Annotated in this window: 17 protein-coding genes and 1 tRNA gene; 12 read left to right on the forward strand and 6 right to left on the reverse strand. The window is 66.9% G+C overall.

Going from position 1 to position 20,728, the window contains the following annotated elements; genetic code table 11:
• Positions 1–223: 223 nt before the first annotated feature.
• Genes JOF55_RS10025 through JOF55_RS10040 form a run of 4 tightly spaced genes read left to right on the forward strand, consistent with a single transcriptional unit; the run spans position 224 to position 3,778 of the window.
• The gene (locus tag JOF55_RS10025; protein ID WP_310272840.1) at positions 224–1,171 is read left to right on the forward strand and encodes a bifunctional DNA primase/polymerase; all 948 of its coding nucleotides are present in this window, start codon (positions 224–226) and stop codon (positions 1,169–1,171) included.
• Positions 1,168–2,217, forward strand: a complete 1,050-nt coding sequence (locus JOF55_RS10030; RefSeq protein WP_310272843.1) for an AAA family ATPase — start codon at positions 1,168–1,170, stop codon at positions 2,215–2,217. The genes JOF55_RS10025 and JOF55_RS10030 overlap by 4 nt, the downstream gene beginning before the upstream one ends.
• Positions 2,218–2,270: 53 nt before the next feature.
• Positions 2,271–2,498 (forward strand): helix-turn-helix domain-containing protein, encoded by a 228-nt coding sequence (locus tag JOF55_RS10035; RefSeq protein WP_374727261.1) that lies wholly within the window; start codon positions 2,271–2,273, stop codon positions 2,496–2,498.
• Between the two features lie 17 nt (positions 2,499–2,515).
• Entirely contained in the window at positions 2,516–3,778 is a 1,263-nt protein-coding gene (locus JOF55_RS10040; protein ID WP_310272847.1) for a tyrosine-type recombinase/integrase, read from the forward strand.
• A 78-nt stretch (positions 3,779–3,856) separates the two neighbouring features.
• On the opposite strand, the gene JOF55_RS10045 is transcribed toward JOF55_RS10040, so the two are convergent.
• Positions 3,857–3,941: transfer RNA gene (locus JOF55_RS10045), tRNA-Ser, on the reverse strand.
• A gap of 54 nt (positions 3,942–3,995) precedes the next feature.
• Positions 3,996–4,475: a MarR family winged helix-turn-helix transcriptional regulator gene (locus JOF55_RS10050; RefSeq protein ID WP_310272849.1), complete on the reverse strand. Its 480-nt coding sequence runs from the start codon at positions 4,473–4,475 to the stop codon at positions 3,996–3,998.
• A 128-nt stretch (positions 4,476–4,603) separates the two neighbouring features.
• Between JOF55_RS10050 and JOF55_RS10055 the strand changes: the two genes are divergently transcribed.
• A complete protein-coding gene (locus tag JOF55_RS10055; RefSeq protein ID WP_310272851.1) occupies positions 4,604–5,590 on the forward strand; it encodes an ABC transporter ATP-binding protein in 987 nt (328 codons plus the stop codon).
• 35 nt (positions 5,591–5,625) lie between these two features.
• Positions 5,626–6,387: an ABC transporter permease gene (locus JOF55_RS10060; RefSeq protein WP_374727439.1), complete on the forward strand. Its 762-nt coding sequence runs from the start codon at positions 5,626–5,628 to the stop codon at positions 6,385–6,387.
• Here the strand turns inward: JOF55_RS10060 and JOF55_RS10065 are convergent.
• Together JOF55_RS10065 and JOF55_RS10070 are read right to left on the reverse strand one after the other, a co-directional pair.
• Positions 6,356–7,075 carry a GNAT family N-acetyltransferase gene (locus JOF55_RS10065; RefSeq protein WP_310272854.1) on the reverse strand — a complete coding sequence of 240 codons (720 nt, stop codon included), beginning with the start codon at positions 7,073–7,075 and terminating at the stop codon, positions 6,356–6,358. The two genes, JOF55_RS10060 and JOF55_RS10065, sit on opposite strands and share 32 nt — an antisense overlap.
• Before the next feature lie 119 nt (positions 7,076–7,194).
• On the reverse strand, positions 7,195–8,730 hold the full coding sequence (locus JOF55_RS10070) for a M28 family metallopeptidase (RefSeq protein WP_310272856.1): 1,536 nt from the start codon (positions 8,728–8,730) through the stop codon (positions 7,195–7,197).
• 280 nt (positions 8,731–9,010) lie between these two features.
• Between JOF55_RS10070 and JOF55_RS10075 the strand changes: the two genes are divergently transcribed.
• Positions 9,011–9,991: an NAD(P)H-quinone oxidoreductase gene (locus JOF55_RS10075; RefSeq protein ID WP_310272858.1), complete on the forward strand. Its 981-nt coding sequence runs from the start codon at positions 9,011–9,013 to the stop codon at positions 9,989–9,991.
• Positions 9,992–10,075: 84 nt separating this feature from the next.
• Here JOF55_RS10075 and JOF55_RS10080 read toward each other — a convergent pair whose 3' ends face one another.
• Entirely contained in the window at positions 10,076–11,275 is a 1,200-nt protein-coding gene (locus JOF55_RS10080; RefSeq protein WP_310272860.1) for a cysteine desulfurase-like protein, read from the reverse strand.
• Between the two features lie 265 nt (positions 11,276–11,540).
• Between JOF55_RS10080 and wzm the strand changes: the two genes are divergently transcribed.
• From wzm to JOF55_RS10105, 5 genes are all read left to right on the forward strand, one after another.
• Positions 11,541–12,389: a galactan export ABC transporter permease subunit Wzm/RfbD gene (wzm, locus tag JOF55_RS10085; RefSeq protein ID WP_310272862.1), complete on the forward strand. Its 849-nt coding sequence runs from the start codon at positions 11,541–11,543 to the stop codon at positions 12,387–12,389.
• A 19-nt stretch (positions 12,390–12,408) separates the two neighbouring features.
• Positions 12,409–13,233: a galactan export ABC transporter ATP-binding subunit Wzt/RfbE gene (gene wzt, locus JOF55_RS10090; RefSeq protein WP_310272864.1), complete on the forward strand. Its 825-nt coding sequence runs from the start codon at positions 12,409–12,411 to the stop codon at positions 13,231–13,233.
• The gene (gene glfT1, locus JOF55_RS10095; RefSeq protein WP_310272868.1) at positions 13,230–14,171 is read left to right on the forward strand and encodes a galactofuranosyltransferase GlfT1; all 942 of its coding nucleotides are present in this window, start codon (positions 13,230–13,232) and stop codon (positions 14,169–14,171) included. The genes wzt and glfT1 overlap by 4 nt, the downstream gene beginning before the upstream one ends.
• Before the next feature lie 291 nt (positions 14,172–14,462).
• On the forward strand, positions 14,463–16,421 hold the full coding sequence (locus JOF55_RS10100; RefSeq protein WP_310272870.1) for a glycosyltransferase: 1,959 nt from the start codon (positions 14,463–14,465) through the stop codon (positions 16,419–16,421).
• A 307-nt stretch (positions 16,422–16,728) separates the two neighbouring features.
• A complete protein-coding gene (locus JOF55_RS10105) occupies positions 16,729–20,070 on the forward strand; it encodes an arabinosyltransferase domain-containing protein (RefSeq protein WP_310272872.1) in 3,342 nt (1,113 codons plus the stop codon).
• 61 nt (positions 20,071–20,131) lie between these two features.
• Here JOF55_RS10105 and JOF55_RS10110 read toward each other — a convergent pair whose 3' ends face one another.
• Positions 20,132–20,575: a GtrA family protein gene (locus JOF55_RS10110; protein WP_310272873.1), complete on the reverse strand. Its 444-nt coding sequence runs from the start codon at positions 20,573–20,575 to the stop codon at positions 20,132–20,134.
• Between the last annotated feature and the right edge of the window lie 153 nt (positions 20,576–20,728).

The following is a 20,728-nucleotide window of genomic DNA, read 5'->3' on the forward strand; positions in this document are numbered from 1 at the left end:
CGCCACACGGGCCGCCACAGAACTTCGCGGGGCCGGATTAACCCGCCTCACTCGGTTCACTTTCCCCAGCGCAGCAACAACCAGGGCGCTGAGTTAGGAACCTAACCCACTCACGGCCACCTAACCCGCATTCCTAACCCCCACAGCCCGGCACCGCAGGTGCTGAGGCCAGCCCCTCACGCCCATCAACCGACACGCACAGTGACTACTTGCGAGGAATGCCATGCCCCCTTCCGACTTGCTCAACACAGCGCTGGACACGGCCGCGCGTGGCTGGCCGGTGTTCCCGCTGGTGCCCGGTGGCAGCTCTCCGGCGCTGCACAGCGAGTTCCGCTGTCCCGGCACCGGGCCGTGTGCCAGTGGGCATCGCAAGTGGGAACAGCGCGCCACTACCGACCCCGCCGTGATCGAGCGGTGCTGGTCCCACGGCCCGGCCTACAACGTCGGGCTGGCCACCGGCCCGGCCGGACTGGTGGTCATTGACCTCGACGTGCCCAAACTCGGCAAGAGCGTGTCCGAGCACTGGGCGGCCCAGGGGGCTGAAACAGGCATGGACGTGTTCCTGCTCGTCTGCGCCGACGCTGGACAGGCCCCGCCGCTGGACACGTTCACGGTCGCGACCCCCTCCGGCGGCACGCACCTGTACTTCACGGCCCCCGACGGGGTCGAGCTGCGCATCACCCAGGGCGAGCGCGGTAACGGGCTCGGCTGGGGTATCGACACCCGCGCCCATGGCGGCTACGTCGTCGCCGCAGGCTCGACCCGCCGCGACGGCCCGTATGTCGTCACCGACGACCAGCCGCCCGCGCCGCTCCCGACGTGGTTGGTCGAGCAGCTGCGCCCGGCCCCGCTACCTCCACAGGAACCCACCCCGGTCACGCCGCTGCAGGGTCGGCGCTCGCGCTACCTGGACGCGGCCGTGGCCGCCGAAGCCCAACGGGTGACCACCGCGACCGGTGGTGAGCGCAACTATGCGCTGTACTGCGCGGCCGCCGCGCTCGGACAACTGGCCGCCGGAGGCGCTCTGACCGAGCAGGACGTGACCGAGACGCTGCTGCACGCCGCACAGGGCCACGTCGCCGCCGGGGCCTACCGCTGGAGCCAAGCCCGCCAAACCATCGCCTCCGGCCTGCGTGCCGGGGCCAAGCGCCCGCGAAAGGTCGCCGCATGAGCGCGCCTGAAGTTCCCGAGCCCGACAACGTGCACCCGCTGCACCGGCACCCGGCCGAAGCACTGCACGCCGCCTGGACCGCCGATGTGCTCATGGCCACCGAGTTCCCCGAACCGACCTGGGCCGTGCCCGGCATCGTGGCTGAAGGCGTCAACCTGCTCGCCGGTCCACCCAAGGTCGGCAAGTCCTGGATGTCGCTCGGGCTGGCCATCGAAGTCGCCTCCGGCGGCAAAGCCTTCGACATGCTCGACGTCGAGCCCGGCCCCGTGCTCTACCTCGCGCTGGAAGACACCCCGCGCCGGTTGAAAACCCGCATGAGCAAGCTGCTCGATGGCAAACCCGCCCCGGCCGGTCTCACCCTGGCCACCAGCTGCCCCACGCTGACCCAGGGCGGCGACGAGGCCATCATCGCGTGGCTGGAGGCCCACACGGACGCGCGCATGGTCGTGCTCGACGTGTTCGCCAAGATGCGCGGCACCCCGCCGGCAGGCATGTCCGCCTACGACGCCGACTACGCTGCCGTGTCCCGCGCCAAGCGCATCGCCGACGCCTACGGTGTCGCCCTGGTGCTGGTCCACCACGTGCGCAAGATGGGCAGCGACGACTTCCTCGAAACCGTCTCCGGCTCCAACGGCATCGCCGGAGCCGCCGACGCCGTGCTCGTGCTCAAACGCGGCCGCAACCAAGCCGACGCCGTCCTCAACGTCACCGGCCGCGACATCGACGAAGCCGAATACGCCCTGACCTTCCACAGCCACTCCGGCGCCTGGCAACTCCTCGACGGCCCCGCCAGCGACCACACCCTCCACACCACCCGCGCCACCATCCAGCGCTACCTCCGCGAGCACCCCGGCACCGGGCCGAAAGCCATCGCCGAAGCCACCGGACTCGACCGCGAGCAGGTCAAGAAGACCTGCCAACGCATGGCCAGCGATGGGCAACTCCACGCCACATCCGGCGGCCGCTACAGCACTCCGGAAGTCGGGGACGACGCCATGTCCTCCGACGTGTCCCCGCCGTCCCCGGAGTCCCCAAAACTGCTCTGACCTGCCCGAACAGGCAGCGAGTCCGGGGACGCCTTGTCCCCGCTGTCCCCGCAATGCCCCGACGAGAAAGGAACCCCGCCGTGATCGACTCACACAGCACCGGCCAGCCCCGCGTTCTGCTCACCGTCGAGCAAGCCGCCGAACGACTCAGCCTCGGCCGCACCAGCGTCTACCAGCTCCTGAAAACCGGGCATCTGCACTCAGTCCGCATCGGACGCCTCCGGCGCATCCCCGCCGAATCCATCGACGCCTACATCGCAGCCCTCACCGAGCAGCAGTAGGACCAAAGGAGATCCCCATGCCCCGCAAGAAACGCCCCGAAGGAACCCGCGCCCCCAACGGCGCAAGCAGCATCTACCAGGACAAGAACGGAAAGTGGCACGGTCGCGTGACCGTAGGCGTCCGCGACGACGGCAGGTCGGATCGTCGCCACGTCGAATCCTGGGACCGCAAGGTGGTCACGAAGAAGGTCCGGGAACTCGAACGTGCCCGCGACGAAGGAAACATCACGAAACCTGGTGAGAAGTGGACAGTTGAGCAGTGGGTCGAGCACTGGCTGCACAACATCGCCACTTCGACCACCGGAGACGGTGGCTGGGACGCCTACTTCTACGCCACGAAACACATCCGGAAGCACGTGGGGGCGCACAAGCTTCCGAACTTGCTTCCCGATCACCTGGAAGCGATGTATCGCAAGATGCAGAAGGCCGGCGCGTCGAGCGCTACTGCCCACCAGGCCCACCGGACCATCCGGACCGCACTGAACGAAGCCGTCAAGCGAGGTTACCTGGCCAAAAACCCTGCCGTAGTCGCCAAAGCGCCGAAGGTGGAAGAGAAGGAGGTGGAGCCGTTCACGCGCGAGGAGGTCACCCAGCTGTTCAAGACAGCTCGCGAAGGTCGGAACGCTTGCCGCTGGATCATCGCCATCGCCCTCGGACTTCGGCAGGGCGAGGTTCTTGGACTGCGCTGGACGGACGTGGACTTCCAGGAAGGCACACTCACCGTCGACGTGCAGAGGCCGCGACCGAAGTGGAAGCACGGATGCGATGGAGCGTGCGGCCACAAGCACGGAGGCCACTGCCCGCAGCGAATCAACACCCGAAGTGAGACCAAGAGACCGAAGTCACGAGCAGGCCGCCGACCGATCGGTCTCCCGCATCCGGTACTGGAGGAATTGAAGCAGCACGCCACCGAACAGACCGCCGAGCGTGAGGCCGCTGGCGAGCTGTGGAGCGATGCGGGGTGGTTGTTCACCAACGAGACGGGCAAGCCGCTCAACTACCGCACGGATCTCGCCCGATGGAAGCAGCTCCTGTCCGATGCCGGGGTGCGAGACGCCCGGCTGCACGACGCTCGGCACACGGCCGCGACCGTGCTGCTCGAACTCGGCATCCCCGATCGCACGGCGATGGAGATCATGGGGTGGTCCAACGTTGCCCTGACGCAGCGGTACCAGCACGTGACAGGACACGTGCTCGGGACGGTCGCCGAGAAGCTCGGCGACCACCTCTGGAAGGCGTCGGAGAAGCCCTCCGACGAGCCTCCCGAGAAGGGCAACTGAGACGAGAACTGAGACGAGCAAGCAGCGAGGCCCGGCGGTGAGATCACCACCGGGCCTTGTTTTCACTGCTCACCGAAGCGGAAGCGGCGGGATTCGAACCCGCGGACCCTCTCGGGTCGCTCGCTTTCAAGGCGAGTGCATTCGGCCGCTCTGCCACGCTTCCAGTCCCGGACCCTAGCCAATCCGGTCGGCACCGACCACAGCAGGGGTGGCGGATTCAGTCCTCCTTGCTGCGCAGGTGTGCGGTGACCCGCTGAAAAACCTCGGACAGCATCTGCTGCTCCCCCGGCGTCAGAAGATCCACCATGTGCTCACGAACCCCGGCAACGTGCGTGGGCGCCGCCTGCTCCAGCAGATGCGCACCCTCCTCGGTGAGCAGGGCGAGCACTCCCCTGGCGTCCTCCGAGCACTCACCGCGCTGTACCAGTCCCTTGCTCTCCAGGCGACGGATCTGGTGGGAGATGCGGCTTTTGGAATGCGCGACGTCCTCGGCCAGCCGACTCATCCGCAGCTGCCGATCGGGGTGTTCGGACAGCCGTACGAGGATCTCGTAGTCGGCCAGGGAGAGCCCGTGCACGGCCTGTAGCTCACGGCTGAGCCGATGCTCCAGTAATGCGCTGCCGACGATGTAGGTCCGCCACGCCGCCATTTCCTGCCGACCCAGCCACCGGGTCTCGCCGTCTCCCGTACTGGACACTCATTCAGGTTATCCGTTCGTGCCGCTATCCTGCCCGCCACGGGCAATCTCGCACCAATCATCCCCGGTACGGAATGATTCATGGGAGACGGACAGGTCTGGACGATCCCCGCGGAAGGAGAGCCCACGTGACTCCTGCGGTCGAGGTACTCGACCTGGTCAAGCGGTATCCGAAAAGCTCGGGCAACGCCGTCGACGGCCTGAGTTTCGAAGTGCACCCCGGTGAGGTGTTCGGTCTGCTCGGCCCCAACGGGGCGGGCAAAACCACCACTGTCGGGATCCTGACCACCCGCGTGACGTTGACCGGCGGCACCGCACGGATCGGCGGAGTCAGTATCGGAGCGAACCCGGTCGCCGCCCGCCGCAAGGTGGCCGTGGTACCGCAGCAGGTCAACCTGGACAGGTCGCTGAACGCACGGCAGAACCTGGTTTTCCACGCCTCCTACCACGGGGTGCCGCGCGGTGAACGCAAGCGGCTCGCCGATGAGCTGCTCGACCGAATGGGGCTGTCGGACAAGGCCAAAGCCCGCGTCGACGACCTCTCCGGTGGCCAGTCGCAACGGCTCATGATCGCCCGCGCCCTGATCCACCGCCCCGAGGTGCTGTTTCTGGACGAGCCCTCCACCGGACTCGACCCGCAGGCCCGGCTCTTCGTGCACGACAGGGTCAACGACCTGCGCTCCGAGGGCGTCACCGTCGTACTCACCACGCACGACATGGACGAGGCCGAGAAGCTCTCCGACCGCGTCGGAATCGTCGATCACGGAACGCTGCTCACGCTGGACACCCCGGAAGCACTGATCAAGTCGCTGCCCGGAAGCGGGACCGTCGATGCCACGGTCCGCCCGAACGGCTTCGCCCCGGACACGCTCGCCGACATCCTGAGCGCCGTGCAGGGGGTCGAACAGGTCGAATCGATCGGTACCGTCCCGGCGCAAACCGGTGCGGAATCCGAGCTGCGCCTGCGGCTCTACGTCGCCGAGGAACCGGCCGCGCTGCTCGGCCCGGTCGCCGCGACACTGCACGAGCGGCAGGTGGCAGTGAGTGATCTGTCCTTGGGATCGGCGACACTGGAAGACGTCTTCATCGACTTGACGGGCAGGGACCTACGGTGACGGAATCCTCGGTGAACGGAACGGCGGGGAGCTCGATGCGCGCGTTCGCCGCGGTGCTCGGCCGCGACGTATTCGTGACCGGCCGCGAACTGCCGAGCTTTCTCGCGCAGGTCCTCGTACAGCCGGTGGCGCTGCTGTTCATCTTCGGCAAGGTGCTCGGCCAACTCGGCTACACCCAGCCCGGCTACGCGCAGATCCTGCTGCCCGGCATGATCGCGCTCAACGCGTTCCTGGTCGCACTGCAAAACACCTCGTTCCCGCTGGTGCTGGATTTCTCGTATTCCCGGGAGATCGAGGACCGGCTGCTCGCACCGCTGCCGATCAGCTGGGTCGCGGTCGAGAAGATGCTGTTCGGGGCATTGCGTGGGCTGGTCGCCGCGATGCTGATGTTTCCGATCGGCCTGGTGATGCTCGGTGAGATCCACTGGAACCTGTCCGGACTGCCGTTCGCGGCACTGTGCATGGTGCTGGGTTCCTTCGCCGGTGCCACGGTCGGTCTGACGGTGGGTGCGGCCGTTCCCCCGCGGCGGATCAACATCATGTTCGCGGTGATTCTGGCCCCGCTGATCTTCACCGGTGCGAGCCAGTTCCCGTGGGCGCAGCTCGACCAGCTGCGCTGGTTCCAGGTGGTGTGCGCATTCAACCCCTTGACCTACGTCAGTGAGGGGATGCGTGGTGCCCTCCTACCGTGGGTGCCGCACATGGCGCCGTGGGTGTGCGTACTCGCGCTCGTCACCGCGTGCGGGATTTTCGGCACACTGGGCATCAAGTTCTTCCTTCGCCGCGCGCTGGACTGATCCCGCGCTCTCGGGGGCCGGTCCGGTTCCGTCCCTGCGCAGCCACGAGCATCGGCAGGCACTGCTCGATACCTGCCACCGCGGGTTTCCAGCGGGGTCGATACACGTCGAAACGCTCGCGGGTCAGCAGCAGGCGAACGACGTCGGCCGACTCTCCCCGGCGTGCCTGGCGTTGCACACCGTCCTCGACGTAGCCGAGCTTGCGGCTCACTCCGCGCGAAGCGGGATTGTCGGTGAAGGCATCGGAGCGGGCCTGCTCGGCATCGAGGTGATCGAAGGCGAAGGCCAGCGCAGCCGCCCGCATCTCCGTTCCGTAGCCCTGCCCCTGGTGGCGCCGGCCGATCCAGGAGCCGGTGTGCACCTCCCGGGTGATGGCGAAGTTCTTCGCCGTCAAGCCCTGGGTACCGATCACCCGACCGTCGCGCCGCACCAGGAAGTTCAGCGTCCAGGACCCGGGGGTGAGCTCAGCGCGGAGCTTCCAATGGTGTTGCAGGGTATTGCAGCCGAGTTCCTCGGCAGGAGCATCGGTCCACGGGAACCCGAACGGCATCGTCTCCGGCGGGTGAACACCTCGGTATGCCTCCCCGACGAGTTCCAACAGCCCGGCATCGTCGTCCGGCCGCAGCTCGAGTCCGGGTGTGTGCAGCACCAGGTGGCGCAGCGGCCACGGTTCCGGATGATGTTCCATCGCCCCAGACTGCCCGCCGTCGTGCCATGGCGCACCCGATTTCCGTAGTGGGATGGCAGTTTCGCGCGAAACCTCAATTTTATAAAAATACGGTTTCGCGCGAAACTGCACACATCCTCTTACTTCAGCGGGAGCTGGCAGGTGTGGCCCTGCGACTCCTGTGTCGAGGCCGCGAGGGTCCGCACCGACTGCGCCTGGCGGAGCTGTGCCCGCTCGGCACGAGTCCGCATTCCGTTGACCTCCTCGGTGCTCTGCGCATACTTGGTCACGACCATGGCGATCGCCTTGGAATTCCGCTTCAGCGCCTGACGGTCCACGTTGTCCATGTCGTCGCCGACCTGGTGGTAGTTCGGGTCGTAGGCAACACCTGCCTCACCGCCCCACTTCTCGGCCTGCGCCTTGGTCTTGATGCCCTCGGCACCGGTGAACAGACCACCGGCCGGGATGCCGTTGGCGATGAAGGGGCCGTAGTCGGAACGACCGGTGAAGTCGGTGCCCTCGACCTCGACACCCTGCGAGTTCAGCGCGTCGACGAAGGCCTGCTCGATCACGCCCGAACCATGCGGACCGGGACCCGCGCCGACGCCGTCGGAGTCGTCACCGTCGTAGGCGAAGTACCCGGCGTTCGGCGAGCCGATCATGTCGAAGTTCAGGTACATCGCGATGTTGAGCTGCTGCTCGAACGTCAGGCCGCTGACGTACTTGGTCGAACCGATCAGGCCGGACTCCTCGGCACCCCACCATGCGAAGCGCACGGCGTTGTTCACATCGGGACTCCCGCCGAGCTGGATCGCGGTCTCCAGGAGGCCTGCGCTGCCGGTGCCGTTGTCGTTGATGCCCGCGCCCTCGGGAACGCTGTCCAGGTGCGCACCCGCCATGACCACGTTCCGAGAGTTACCGGTGCGGGTCTGTGCGATCACGTTCTCGGTGGTGACCTCGTCGAACCGAGCCTGCAGATTCAGCGTCGCTTCCGTGCCCGCCTGCTTCACCAGGTCCGCACCGATCGACTTGCTGACAGCGGCGGTCGGGATCGCACCGGCTTCGGCGCCACCGAGCGTGCCGTTGAGGGTACCCTCGACGTTGTTGTAGATGATCGCCGCACTGGCACCGTGGTCGGCAGCCAACTGCTGCTTCTTCGCGAAAGTGCAGGCACCACGCTTGATCAGCGCAACGGTGCCGCTGACGTCGACCCCGTCGTAGTCACCGGCTTCGCAACCGGTGGAGTCGTCGGCCGGAACGACCGACAGCGGAGCGGTGACGCCGCCCTTCGGAGTCGCCGGGGAGTACTCCATCGCACTCACCTCGACCGGCTCACCGGCGACGCTCAGCTCGATGGAATCGAGGTAGTACTTCGTGTACTGGAATTCCGGGGTGGACACGTCGAAACCGGCGTCGCGGAGCTTGCCCACGACATAGTCGACGCTGGCCTTGTACCCCGAGGTCCCGGAGGCGCGATTGCCATCGTTCTGGTGGGCGATGCGCTGGAACGCGGCCAGGTGCCGGTTCACGGCGTTGACATTGAGTTCCTCGTCCAGGTTCGCGGGCTGACTCGGCACGGCCGCAGCCGTGGCGGGAACAACGGCCAGCGCCGTGGCCGTGCACGCGGCGAACAGTCCCTTCACTACGCGCCTGGATTCGACGTTTCGTACTCTCATCGTGCTCCCCGGTTCGGGTGGGTATGTGCCGCATAAGCGTTCATACAGCCACCCGTCGAAGTCAATGCTTTGTCGACCGTGATCGATCCTCGGACCCTTTCGTGTTCGGGGTACGCACCGACAGCGCTTTCGTGTCGAATTTTTCCCAGTTTTGCCGCGGATACCATTCGTCCACTCTCGTCCGGCGAGTGCCGAGTGCGGTGGTGACGCGGCCGGCCGTGGTGCTTCCCACGGGCATGCCGGTGGAGCGGGAACCGCACGGTCACTACTGTCATGGAGTATGTACGCGATCAGCATCCGCGAGCCGGGCGAACCGGACGTACTGGAGTGGACCGAACGACCCGAGCCGCAGCCGGGCCCCGGTGAGGTCGCCATCGATGTCGCGGCCGCCGGAATCAACCGCGCCGACCTGGCACAACGCAAGGGCGCCTACCCGCCACCGCAGGGCGCGAGCGAGATCCTCGGGCTCGAATGTTCGGGGACCATCGCCGCACTGGGCGACGGTGTCACCGGTTGGCAACCCGGCGACCGGGTGTGTGCACTGCTCGCGGGCGGCGGATACGCCGAGCGGGTCGTCGTGCCCGCCGCACAGATTCTGCCCGTACCCGGCGGCATGGACCTGGTCGAGGCGGCCGGGCTGCCGGAGGTGGGCTGCACCGTGTGGTCGAACGTGATCATGGAGGCCGGGCTGCGCAGCGGTCAGGTGCTGCTCGTGCACGGTGGTTCGGGCGGTATCGGCACCTGTGCCATTCAGATCGGCAAGGCCATGGGGGCGAGGGTGGCGGCCACCGCGGGCTCGGCCGAAAGCCTGCAGCTGTGCCGCGATCTCGGTGCCGAACTCGCGATCAGCTACCGGGACCAGGACTTCGTCGAGGAAGTCAAGCAGCTCGGAGGTGCCGACGTCATCCTCGACAACATGGGCGCGGAGTACCTGGATCGCAATGCCAGCGCGCTCGCCCCGGACGGTCATCTCGCCGTGATCGGGATGCAGGGGGGCCGTAAGGCCGAACTGGACATCGGCAAAATGCTGGTCAAGCGGCTGCGGATGTCGGTACTCGGACTGCGCGGGCGGCCGGTGGATGGCCCGAACGGCAAGGGGGCCATCGTCAGCGACGCCCACAGTCGCCTGTGGCCGATGGTCGAGCGGGGCGAGGTCCGTCCCATCGTCCACGATCGCATGCCCATGCCCGACGCGGCGAAGGCCCACGCGCTCCTCGAATCCGGTGGTGTGCACGGCAAGATCCTGCTGCAGGTGCCGTAGGCGGGACTCATCGCGAGTAGAACGGAACTTTCGTCACCTCCATGCGGGTGAGAGTTCCGTTCACTCGCCCAACGCCTGCGGCACTCAGCCGAGTTCGCTCACGGCTCGCAGGAGCTGGTCCACTTCGAGCGCGTTGGTGTAGTGCGCCAGTCCGACCCGCACGGCACCGCCGACCTCGCCGACTCCGAGCACCGCGTAGACCCCGTGCGTACCGGGATCGGCGAACACGCACACGCCCCGATCCGAAAGGTGCTCGATGGCGTCCTCGGCCTTGACGCCCTCCACGGTGAACGCCATCGACGGGATCCTGCGCATCGCATCCCCGATGAGCATGACGTGCTGCATCCGGCGCAGACCGCTGGTCATGTTCGCCAGCAACCCCGCCTGATACGCCTTGACCGACCCCATCGAGGTGAGCAGCCGTTCCCTGCGGGGGCCGAGCGCGGCATCGTCGAGACTCGCCAGGTAGTCCACCGAGGAGACCAGCCCGGCCAGGAGCGGATAGGCGTGCGACCCGAGTTCCATGCGTTCGGCGCCGCGAGCCCCCGGCTCCAGCGCCACCGAGGGCAGCTGCTCGAGCACCGCCGGATTCCGGAACACCAGGGCACCAACCGGCGGACCACCCCAGGCCGAAGCGTTCAGTGCCACCACGTCGGCACCCATCGACGTGATGTCCAGGGGAAGGAAGGGCGCTGCCGCCGACCCGTCCACGACGACGAACGCGTCGTGCTCGGCGGCGGCCTCGGCGGCCTGCCGCACGTCGGGTCTGGTCCCGACCGCACCGGAGGCAGCGGTGAGCGCCACGAGCTTCGTCCTCGACGTGATCAGCTCCCGGTACTGCCAACCGGGCAGCTCGCAGGTTTCGATATCGACCTCGGCCCACCGGACGGTTCCCCCCGCGCGCTGCGCGGCACGCTGCCACGGCACGACATTCGCGGGATCGTCCAGCCGCGAGACGACCACCTCGTCACCGATCGTCCAGCCGTCACCGAGCGCATCGGCCAACCGCTGGAGGAGGACAGCGGAGCTGGAGCCGAGCACCACCCCGGCAGGGTCGGCCCCCACGAGATCGGCACAGGCACGACGGGCAGCGTCCACAATCGCCTCGGCGCGTTGCGAGGCGGGAAAGATCCCGCCCGGACCGGACACCGGAGCCCGCAACGCGGTCGACACCGCGGTTGCCACTTGTTCGGGAACCTGCATGCCCGCCGGGGCGTCCAAGTGCACCCACCCGTCGCCCAGCGCGGGGTACAACCCGCGAACAGCAGCGACGTCGAACGCCATGTACCCACCCTACGGAGACCGCCGAGCGCGCCTTTCCCCGGGTGGCCGATCTTGGAAACCACCGGGCGCACCACCTCGCCGACGGACCACTCGCGGTGGGCAATTTCGCGAGAAATCGACCAATGCCAGGCGTACCCAGCACGGCATCGACTACCGCCCGTACCGAGTTCGCAGAATTGTCCGGAATGTGTCGTCCGCACGAGTGACTGATCCACGGGAGACGCCCGGAGGAAGCCACATCCGGCAGTCGGTACCCTGACGCACTGTGCAGCCCACGAGCACCCTGAACCGCCCACCGGCACCGCCCGAAGCTTCCTCCCGGACCTGGCGCAAGGCGTTCCACGATATCTCCACAGGTACACGGCAACGGCAGTTGTGGGCGCACCTCGGCTGGCAGGACATCAAGCAGCGCTACCGCCGCTCGGTGATCGGCCCGCTGTGGATCACCATCAGCATGGGCATGACGGTCACCGCGCTCGGGATCCTCTACTCCAATCTCTTCGGCAAGGATCTCGGCGAACACCTGCCCTATCTCGCGGTCGGGTTCATCGTATGGGGGTTCGTCTCCGGCTGCCTGCTCGACGGCACCGAGGTCTTCATCCAGAACGAAGGCCTGATGAAGCAGCTTCCCGCGCCCCTGAGCGTGCACATCCTGCGCCTGGTGTGGCGGCAGACCCTGCTGTTCGGCCACAACCTGGTCATCTACTTCATCGTGCTGGCCATTTTCCGGATGCCGGTCACCTGGACGGCCGTCATGGCCGTTCCCGCCCTGCTGCTCATCATGGCCAGCGGCGCTTGGGTCGCACTCCTGTTCGGCATCGTCGCCACCCGGTTCCGGGATATCCCGCCGGTGGTCGGCAGCCTCATGCAGTTGCTCTTCTTCATGACACCGATCGTCTGGGACGCGGACATCCTGCAGGACAGGGGCGGGAGCATGAGCATCGCGAAACTCAACCCGCTGTTTCACTACATCGAGATCATCCGGGATCCGCTGCTCGGCGAGAACCTGGTGATGACGAACTGGATCGTCGTCGGATGCATCACACTGGCAGGGTGGGCAGTGGCGCTGTTGGCGCTGCGTAACTACCGCGCCCGCGTCACCTATTGGGTCTGATCGGGGGGCTGAAAAAACAATGGTCAGCATCGATGTCTGGGACGCGGCGGTCGACTTTCCGATCTTCGACGCGAAGTCCCGCTCGCTGAAGAAGGCCGTGCTCGGCAAGACCGGCGGCAAGATCGGCACCGAGAGCAAGGTCCCGATCATCGAGGCCTTGCACGACATCAACCTCTCGTTGCGGCACGGCGACCGAGTGGCGCTGGTCGGGCACAACGGCGCGGGCAAGTCCACGCTGCTGCGCCTGATGACCGGGATCTACGAACCCACCCGCGGCAACGCGCGCATCGAGGGCAAGGTCGCCCCGGTGTTCGACCTGGGCGTGGGCATGGACCCGGAGATCTCCGGCTACGAGAACATCGTCATCCGCGGCCTGTTCCTGGGCATGAACCGCAGGCAGATGGAGAAGCGGATGGGCGACATCGCCGAGTTCACCGAGCTCGGCGACTACCTGTCGATGCCGCTGCGCACCTACTCCACCGGCATGCGCGTGCGCCTGGCTCTCGGGGTGGTGACCTCGATCGACCCGGAGATCCTGATCCTCGACGAAGGCATCGGGGCTGTCGACGCGGACTTCCTGGACAAGGCCAAGGAGCGGCTCAACGAGCTGGTCAAGCGCTCCGGCATGCTCGTGTTCGCCTCCCACTCCGACGAGTTCCTCATCGAGCTGTGCAACACGGCGATCTGGCTGGAAAAGGGCGCCATCAAGGAGCAGGGACCGTTGCGCAGCGTGCTGACGCACTACAAGGGCAAGGACCCGTTCGAGGGCCTGAGCCCGCAGACCCTGGCCCGCATCGGCGCGTCCGACGCGGCGGCCACGATCGGAAGCAACGAGGATTCATGAGCGACTCACCGCAGCAGCCCGCCCCCACCTTGCCCGAGGGGGCGGTGGTCACGGTCGTCGTCACCCGGCACCGCCCCGAGCTGCTGGCCGAGTCACTCAAGGTCATCGCCACCCAGACCCGGGTGCCGGATCACCTCGTCGTGGTGGACAACGGGCCGGACCGGCCCGCCGATGATGTCGTCGCCGAATGCCCGGTGCCGTCGACCTACCTGCCGTCCCGGCGCAACCTGGGCGGCGCGGGCGGTTTCGCGCTCGGCATGATGTACGCGCTCGCGCTCGGCGCCGAGTGGGTGTGGCTCGGTGACGACGACGGCCGCCCCGCCGACGACCACGCGCTGGCCACGCTGCTGGAGGTGGCCGAGACGCGGGGCCTGGCCGCCGTCTCGCCGGTGGTGGTCAACATCGACCATCCCGAGCGACTCGCCTTCCCGCTGCGGCGCGGACTGACCTGGAAGCGCCGTCCGGAGGAACTGCGCGGCGCCGACACCCACGGCGATGACGAGTTCCTGCCCGGTATCGCATCGTTTTTCAACGGTGCCCTGTTCCGCGCGAGCACCCTGGACGTCGTCGGAGTGCCGGACTACCGCCTGTTCTTCCGCGGTGACGAGGTCGAGATGCATCGCCGCGTGGTGCGCTCGGGATTGCGGTTCGGCACCACGCTGCGTACGCGGTTCGTGCATCCGGACGGATCGGCGGAGTTCAAGCCGATGCTCGGTGGCCGTTTCCACGCGCAGGACCCGCCGGATGCGAACAAGCGCTACTACACCTACCGCAACCGCGGCTACCTGCTCTCCCAGCCGGGGATGCGCAAAATCGGGGCGCTGGAGGTACTGCGCTTCGGACTGTACTTCCTCGGACAACGGCGTGACCCGAAGGCATTCGCGGAGTGGCTGCGCCTGGTGCACCAGGGACGTCGCGAGCACTTCTTCCGCCGCTGAGCAGCGTGGAAGACGCTTGCTCACCGCATAGGCGAGCATCAGCTTCGTGCTGCACGAGTGGGTCGAGTTTCGCGGTACACCATGTACCGAACAAATCGCGTGCCGATCCGTGCAGGATACTCGGGCAGACCCCGAGGCTGGGCAAGTCTCGGTTATCGTCGTGCAATCAGGCTGTTGACCAGGTAAGACAGTGCTGATGCTCCTGCAGAAGGACTTCTGCATGCCCCCTTGTACCTTGGTAATCGTGCGTCCGCACAGTGCGCTGGATCCCCTTGGGAGGACTGAGGATTAATGCCCGGTGAAGCAACGACCGGACAGACCGCGGCCGCGGCTGCCACGGCGGAGTCCCGGACGAACGGTGACCGTTCCGCCGCCGGTGCGGAGCGGACCACGTTCGCCGAGCACACGCCGCAGGACAGGCTGCTGACCCAGCGCGGGCTCTTCGCGGGGCCGTCCGATGTGGTGAGCAAGGACTTGTACACCGAAATCGTCCGCGGCGTGGCCACCCGGACCCGGGAGTCGGTGACCCTCGATGCGTCCGCCAAGGTCACCGGCAACACCTACTTCGGCCGCTTCCCCGCCAGCTACTGGCAGCGCTGGACCACGGTCAAGCAGGTCACCGTGGAGGCGGTGGTCACCGGATCCGGTCACCTTTCGGTCGCCGCGTCGGATGTGGAAGCCGAGCCGAGGATCGTTGCCACGCGGGAGATCACCGACGCGGAGCGGACCGCCGTTGCGCTCGAAGCCAAGGTCGACAAGTTCCTCGACGGCGGCGCACTGTGGTTGGACCTGGTCACCGATGTCGGGCAGCAGCTGACCGTGACGAACGTGCGGTGGACGGTCGAGCCGCCGGAGAAGATCCGACCGACCGCGGTAAGCATCCCCACGACGAACCGTCCCGACGACTGCCTGGCCACCCTGCGCACGCTGGCCGACTCGCTGCCCGCGCTGGAGACGCTGGACGCAATCTACGTGATGGAGCACGGCACCGACCGGGTCGACTCGCGGGAGGGCTTCACCGAGGTCGCCGAGCGACTGGGAGACAGGCTGCACTACATCACCCAGCCGAACCTGGGCGGGGCGGGCGGATTCACGCGCGGACTGTACGAGGTGGCCGAGCACACCGAGACCGAGCACGCGAACGTGCTGTTCATGGACGACGACGTGCTGCTGGAGCCCGACCTGGTGATCCGGTTGACCGCGTTCTCCAACAAGGCCGCCAACCCGATCATCGTCGGCGGCCAGATGCTCAACCTGCTGCACCCGAACCAGCTGCACGTCGGGACCGAGTACGCCCGGCTGAACACGTTGGAGCCGGGGCAGCCGGTGGAGCACAGCCTCACCACGGCCGACCTGCTGGGCGTGGACGAGGAGACCGGCAAGCCGAACCGGCAGGAACGCCGCCTCGACGCCGGGTACAACGGCTGGTGGTCGTGCCTGATCCCGTACGAGGTGGTACAGGAGATCGGCTATCCGATGCCGTTCTTCTTCCAGTGGGACGACGCGGAGTACAGCTACCGGGCGCGGGCGCACGGCTTCCCGACGGTCACGCTGCCCGGCGCGGGCGTGTGGCACGCCGACTTCCACTGGAAGGACTGGGACGAGTGGCACCGGTACTTCAACCTGCGCAACTCGATCATCACGGCGGCGCTGCACAGCCCGTTCGACCTCAACGTCGTCTGCCGGGTGCTCCTCGCCCAGGTGGTCCGCTACCTGCTCGGCATGCAGTACGGGCTCACCGCGACCCTGATCAAGGCGGTGGAGGACTTCCTGGCCGGGCCGCAGATCCTGCACGACGGCGGTGTAGCGGCGATGAAGGAGATCCGGGAGATCCGGGCGCAGTATCCGGAGACCAAGCGGCACGACGCCACCGAGGTACCGGGCATCGCGTCCAACGACATCGAGATCATCAACAACGCGCCACGGCCGGCGCTGCAACGGGTCATCCTGCTCAAGCGCATCATCGACCGGCTGCTGGGCAAGCACAGGTTCGCGCTGGGCGCGGTGCCCAACGACGAAGCGCACTGGTGGCACGTGTCGCTGTTCGAGACGGCCGTGGTCACCGACGCTTCGCAGGAGGGCGTGCGGGTGCGTAGCTACGACCGGCAGAAGATGTTCGAACTGGGCAAGCAGGCGGTCAAGGTCCTCAATCGACTGCGCAAGGAGGGGCCGTCCGTGCGGGCCCAGTACCAGCGGGCCATGTCGGAGCTGACCACCCGGGAAAACTGGACCCGCCTCTACCAGCTCTAGCCGTACTCGCTCAGGACTTTGGTGGCGCGTGGGTCCGTCGGAACCCACGCGCCCTCGCCGAGGTCGTCGATACATCGCATCAGCGGGTCGGACAACTCGTGGCCGAGGCGAGCCGAGTCCTGCACAAAAGGTAATCACACAGAGTGTCGAATAATTACCTCAAGGCAACCTCGGTACTGATATCTCATTGAGATGGCGCTGAGATCAAACTGAGATCGCAGTTCACCGAGTTACGGACGGTGTTGGTCCTCACAAGCACCGAATACCGCGCCAAAGCCGCGTGTCAGCGGCTACTATTCTTCAGGCTGTGCGTAACGCGGGGCAGGACGACGACGGGCAGCCCGCCCCGGACGGCGAATCGTCCGGGGCCACTGCTGCGTGCTCCACGACGCGGCGCAGAGATTCGTCCCCGAAGCGACTGAAGATCATCTCCTCGGTGCTGGGGCTCCTCGGCACGATCCTGTCGATCTCCGTTCCCTTCCTGCCGGTGCACCACAACATCACCACGTTGCACTGGCCCACCTCGCAAGGCACGAAGCCGGTATCGGCACCCCTGGTCAGCTACTCACCGATCTGGCTCGACGCCACCATCCCCTGCGACTCGGCCCGGAGCCTGGACGCACGCACTCCGGGCGCGGGCACCCTGCTCAGCACGAATCCGCCGTCCTCGGAGTACGGCAAGCTCACGGGCATGGTGCTGCAGGTCACCGACGGTCAGCTGACTCTGCTGTCCAAGGGCAGGCAACTCGGCACGACGCCACTGCCGAACAGCGACTGCACGATCTCGGTGCACTCGGACGCGTTCAGCACCACCGCCACGGTCGGTGACCAGCCGTTGGCCGATATCCACGGCAGCGACCGCCGTCCCCAACTGACCGGCATCTATTCCGCACTCGATGCCCAGCAGGATCCTGTGCAGGGGTTGTCATTCCAGGCGCAGGTCGACAACCGTTACGCCACCTCGGCCACCATCCTCAAGTTCGTCGCCATCGGAATCGCGATACTGGCGTTCGTCGGTTCGGTCATCGTGCTGCGCAGACTCGACGTGCGGGCGGGCAGACGCCCGCCCAAGCTGGCCCCATCGGGATGGTGGAAGCTCACCTCACGGGATGTCGCGGTCTTCGCAGCCCTGATCATCTGGTGGTTGATCGGGGCCATGACCTCCGATGACGGCTATATCCTCACCATCGCCCGCGCCCGCGACGAGGCCGGCTACATCAGTAACTACTTCCGGTGGTTCGCGGTCCCGGAAGCACCGTTCGGGTGGTTCTACGAAATCTACTCGCTGTGGGTGCGGATTTCCACGGCGGCCCCGTGGGTACGACTGCCCGCACTGATGATGGGCGTGGTGAGCTGGCTGCTGATCAGCCGTGAGGTCCTGCCCCGGCTGGGCCAGCAGGTACGCCGCAGCCACGCGGCGGGGTGGGCGGCCGCCGCGGTGTTCCTCGCCTTCTGGCTGCCCTACAACAACGGCCTGCGCCCCGAACCGGTCGTGGTGGTGTTCTCGCTGCTGGCTCTGTGTGCGGTGGAGCGCGCGGTCGCCACGAACCGGCTCATGCCCGCAGCAGTCGGCCTGGTGGGTGCGGCACTCGCGCTGGGCGCCAATCCACACGGCCTCGTGGCGGTGCTGCCTTACATCGTCGCGCTCAAACCGCTGATCCGTCTCGTACGGATGCGCATCCGCGAGTTCGGTTGGCTGCCGGTGCTGGCCCCGATCTCCGCCTCCGGATTCGTGATCCTGACCGTGGTGTACTGGGACCAGACGTGGAAGTCGGTGCTGGAGGCCACCCAGCTGCGTACCCAGATCGGCCCCAGCCAGGACTGGTATCAGGAACTCAGCCGCTACACGCTGCTGTTCAGCCAGACGCCGGACGGTTCGCTGGCCCGCCGATTCCCGGTCTTGCTGGTCATGCTGTGTCTGGTGACCTGCGCGGTGGTGCTGCTGCGCCGGGGCCGGATCCGCGGTGCGGCGTTGGGCCCGAGCCGCAGGCTGCTGGCCGTGACCGCACTGTCGTTCTTCGTGCTCATGCTCACGCCGACCAAGTGGTCGCATCACTTCGGCATCTTCGCCGCCGTCGGCGGTGCCCTGGCGGCATTGACAGCGTTGGCGACCAGCGACACGGTGTTGCGCTCCCGGCGCAACCGGGCGGCCTTCTTCGCAGGCTTGATGATGATCTGTGCGCTGGCGGCCACCGGCCCCAACGCGTTCTGGTACGTCTCCGGCTGGGGTGTGCCGTGGTTCGACAAGCCACCCTCGTTCCGGGGTTACGAGCTCAGCACCGTGCTGCTGGGCATCGCAGCGATCGCCCTGATCGTGGCGTTCATCGAGCATCTGCGCATCGACGAGCACCGACCCCGCGTGGTCAAGGCGGCCATGCGCGACAAGAACGGCCGGACCGGGATGGAAAAACGCAGCCGCGCACTGCGTCTCGGAACGGCGCCGCTGTCGATGATCTGTGCGCTGCTGGTGATCGGCGAGGTCGCGACCTTCGGCAAGGTGATCCAGGAGCAATGGGGCAGTTACAGCCTCGGTGGGGACAACATCAAGCAACTGCTCGGCCAGAGCTGCGGCCTGTCCGACTACGTCTATGTCGAGAAGAACCCGCTGGCCGGGATGCTGCAGGTATCGGAGCAACAGCCCAGCAACCCCGTGCCGGACGGTTACGTCCCGGACCGCAACGCCCGCGAGGAATCGCCCGCCGAATACCTGGGCGCCAAGATGCAGGGCTTCCGCCGCAGCGGTCTGCCCCCCGGAGACGGTTCGGACCCCTTCGAAAAGGACTGGCAGCCGCCGTATGACTTCGGTACCGATGACGCACCGGTCTGGGGCAGCTACGATCCGCGAGGCCTGGCCACGGGCGAACTGCGCACGCAGTGGTACGACTTGCCCGATCGAGCGCAGCAGGGCCATGTTCCCGTCGTGCTCACCCTCGCCGGTGCGGAGACGGGCGCGAACTCACTGTTCGTCGAATTCGGCAAGCAGACCGAGCAGGGCTTCGAGGTCATGGAACGGCGGCCGGTGCTGAAGGGACCACCGCCGGGCTGGCGGGACGCGCGGATCAGCGTGACGCACAAGGCCACGGGTGCCGAGAAGATGCGTGTCGTGGCCATCGACCAGTCACTGGGTACCGATGGCTGGCTGGCCGTCAGCGCGCCACGCGCACCGCGGCTGACCAACATGACCGAGTTCATCGGCGACGCTCCCACGTTCGTGGAGTGGCCTGCTGCTTTCGTGTACCCGTGCCTGGAGGTGCCGAGCATCAGCAACGGCATCGCCGAGATGCCCCGGTTCCGCATCACGGCAGGCGGCGCCGTCCGCAGCGTCGGGCAGGGCTGGTCGTCCCCGGATGCGGGTGGCCCGTTCGGGTGGATGAGTGTCACGGCGAGCATGCGGGCCATGCCGACCTATCTCCGGGGCAATATTCACCGGGATTGGGGCACGCTGTACGCGGTGGACCCGTATGCCCCGAACGCGTTGCCCGCCGAGGCCGCGATGAGTGTGCGGTCGGAGACGCACTGGGGCACCTGGACGCCGGGGCCGGTGAGCCAGACGGTGCAGCTGCCCGGCGACGTGCCGAGCTCGGACGATCGCAACGACATCAAGGGCTTCGGTGACAGTGATGAGGACGAAGACGAGGCCAAGCAGTAACACGACCGGGTGGGATTTTTGCAGTTTCGCGCGAAACTGCAAAAATCCCACCCGCGCTGACTCACTCGCGGAAGACGGCCCACTTGAGCAGCACGAAGTTGAGCCCCGTGCCGAGTCCTTGGCCGACCACCCAGCAGATACTCCACCGAAGCTGGGCGCCGTAGGCCACCGCGAAGTCGGGCAAGGTGACGAACAGCAGCTGGTTCACACCGATGTTGACGAGGAACGTCGCGAGATAGACCACGGCGAACGCGCCCGCCTTGGCCTTGGTGTTACCCGTCCTCGCCCCGTAGAACGTCAACCTGCGGTTGGCGATGTAGGAGCACGAGGTCCCCAGGACGAAGGCCAGCGACCGTGCGAGCCAGTTCGGCCAACCGACGCCCAGCAGGAGCATGTACGAGCCGTAGTCGATCACGGCACAGACGCCGCCGATAAGACCGAAACGGATCAGCTGATGAAAGAGGCCGAGTCTTTTCACCTCGGGGTCGGCAGCGGATTCGGCCACGGCCACTGATTCACCTCAGACATCCGGCGACACGATCAAGGCGGAACCTACCCCCTCACATGACCAAGCAATTATATCGGCCACCGGAGTGAGGTACCGCGCACAGTCTTCACCCGCCCCGGCCGGGGGACATCACGTCGATAGACTCGGACG

Source organism: Haloactinomyces albus, from assembly GCF_031458135.1.
Taxonomy (GTDB): Bacteria; Actinomycetota; Actinomycetes; order Mycobacteriales; family Pseudonocardiaceae; genus Haloactinomyces; species Haloactinomyces albus.

What these genes read in the sequence shown, in the direction of transcription:
- JOF55_RS10080 (WP_310272860.1), bottom strand. Translation starts at nt 11,275, where the DNA reads ATGGCGTTCGACGTCGCTGCTGTTCGCGGGTTGTACCCCGCGCTGGGC.
- JOF55_RS10100 (WP_310272870.1), top strand. Translation starts at nt 14,463, where the DNA reads ATGCCCGGTGAAGCAACGACCGGACAGACCGCGGCCGCGGCTGCCACG.
- JOF55_RS10040 (WP_310272847.1), top strand. Translation starts at nt 2,516, where the DNA reads ATGCCCCGCAAGAAACGCCCCGAAGGAACCCGCGCCCCCAACGGCGCA.
- JOF55_RS10065 (WP_310272854.1), bottom strand. Translation starts at nt 7,075, where the DNA reads ATGGAACATCATCCGGAACCGTGGCCGCTGCGCCACCTGGTGCTGCAC.
- JOF55_RS10075 (WP_310272858.1), top strand. Translation starts at nt 9,011, where the DNA reads ATGTACGCGATCAGCATCCGCGAGCCGGGCGAACCGGACGTACTGGAG.
- JOF55_RS10035 (WP_374727261.1), top strand. Translation starts at nt 2,271, where the DNA reads ATGCCCCGACGAGAAAGGAACCCCGCCGTGATCGACTCACACAGCACC.
- JOF55_RS10025 (WP_310272840.1), top strand. Translation starts at nt 224, where the DNA reads ATGCCCCCTTCCGACTTGCTCAACACAGCGCTGGACACGGCCGCGCGT.
- JOF55_RS10060 (WP_374727439.1), top strand. Translation starts at nt 5,626, where the DNA reads ATGCGCGCGTTCGCCGCGGTGCTCGGCCGCGACGTATTCGTGACCGGC.
- wzt (WP_310272864.1), top strand. Translation starts at nt 12,409, where the DNA reads ATGGTCAGCATCGATGTCTGGGACGCGGCGGTCGACTTTCCGATCTTC.
- JOF55_RS10070 (WP_310272856.1), bottom strand. Translation starts at nt 8,730, where the DNA reads ATGAGAGTACGAAACGTCGAATCCAGGCGCGTAGTGAAGGGACTGTTC.
- JOF55_RS10030 (WP_310272843.1), top strand. Translation starts at nt 1,168, where the DNA reads ATGAGCGCGCCTGAAGTTCCCGAGCCCGACAACGTGCACCCGCTGCAC.
- glfT1 (WP_310272868.1), top strand. Translation starts at nt 13,230, where the DNA reads ATGAGCGACTCACCGCAGCAGCCCGCCCCCACCTTGCCCGAGGGGGCG.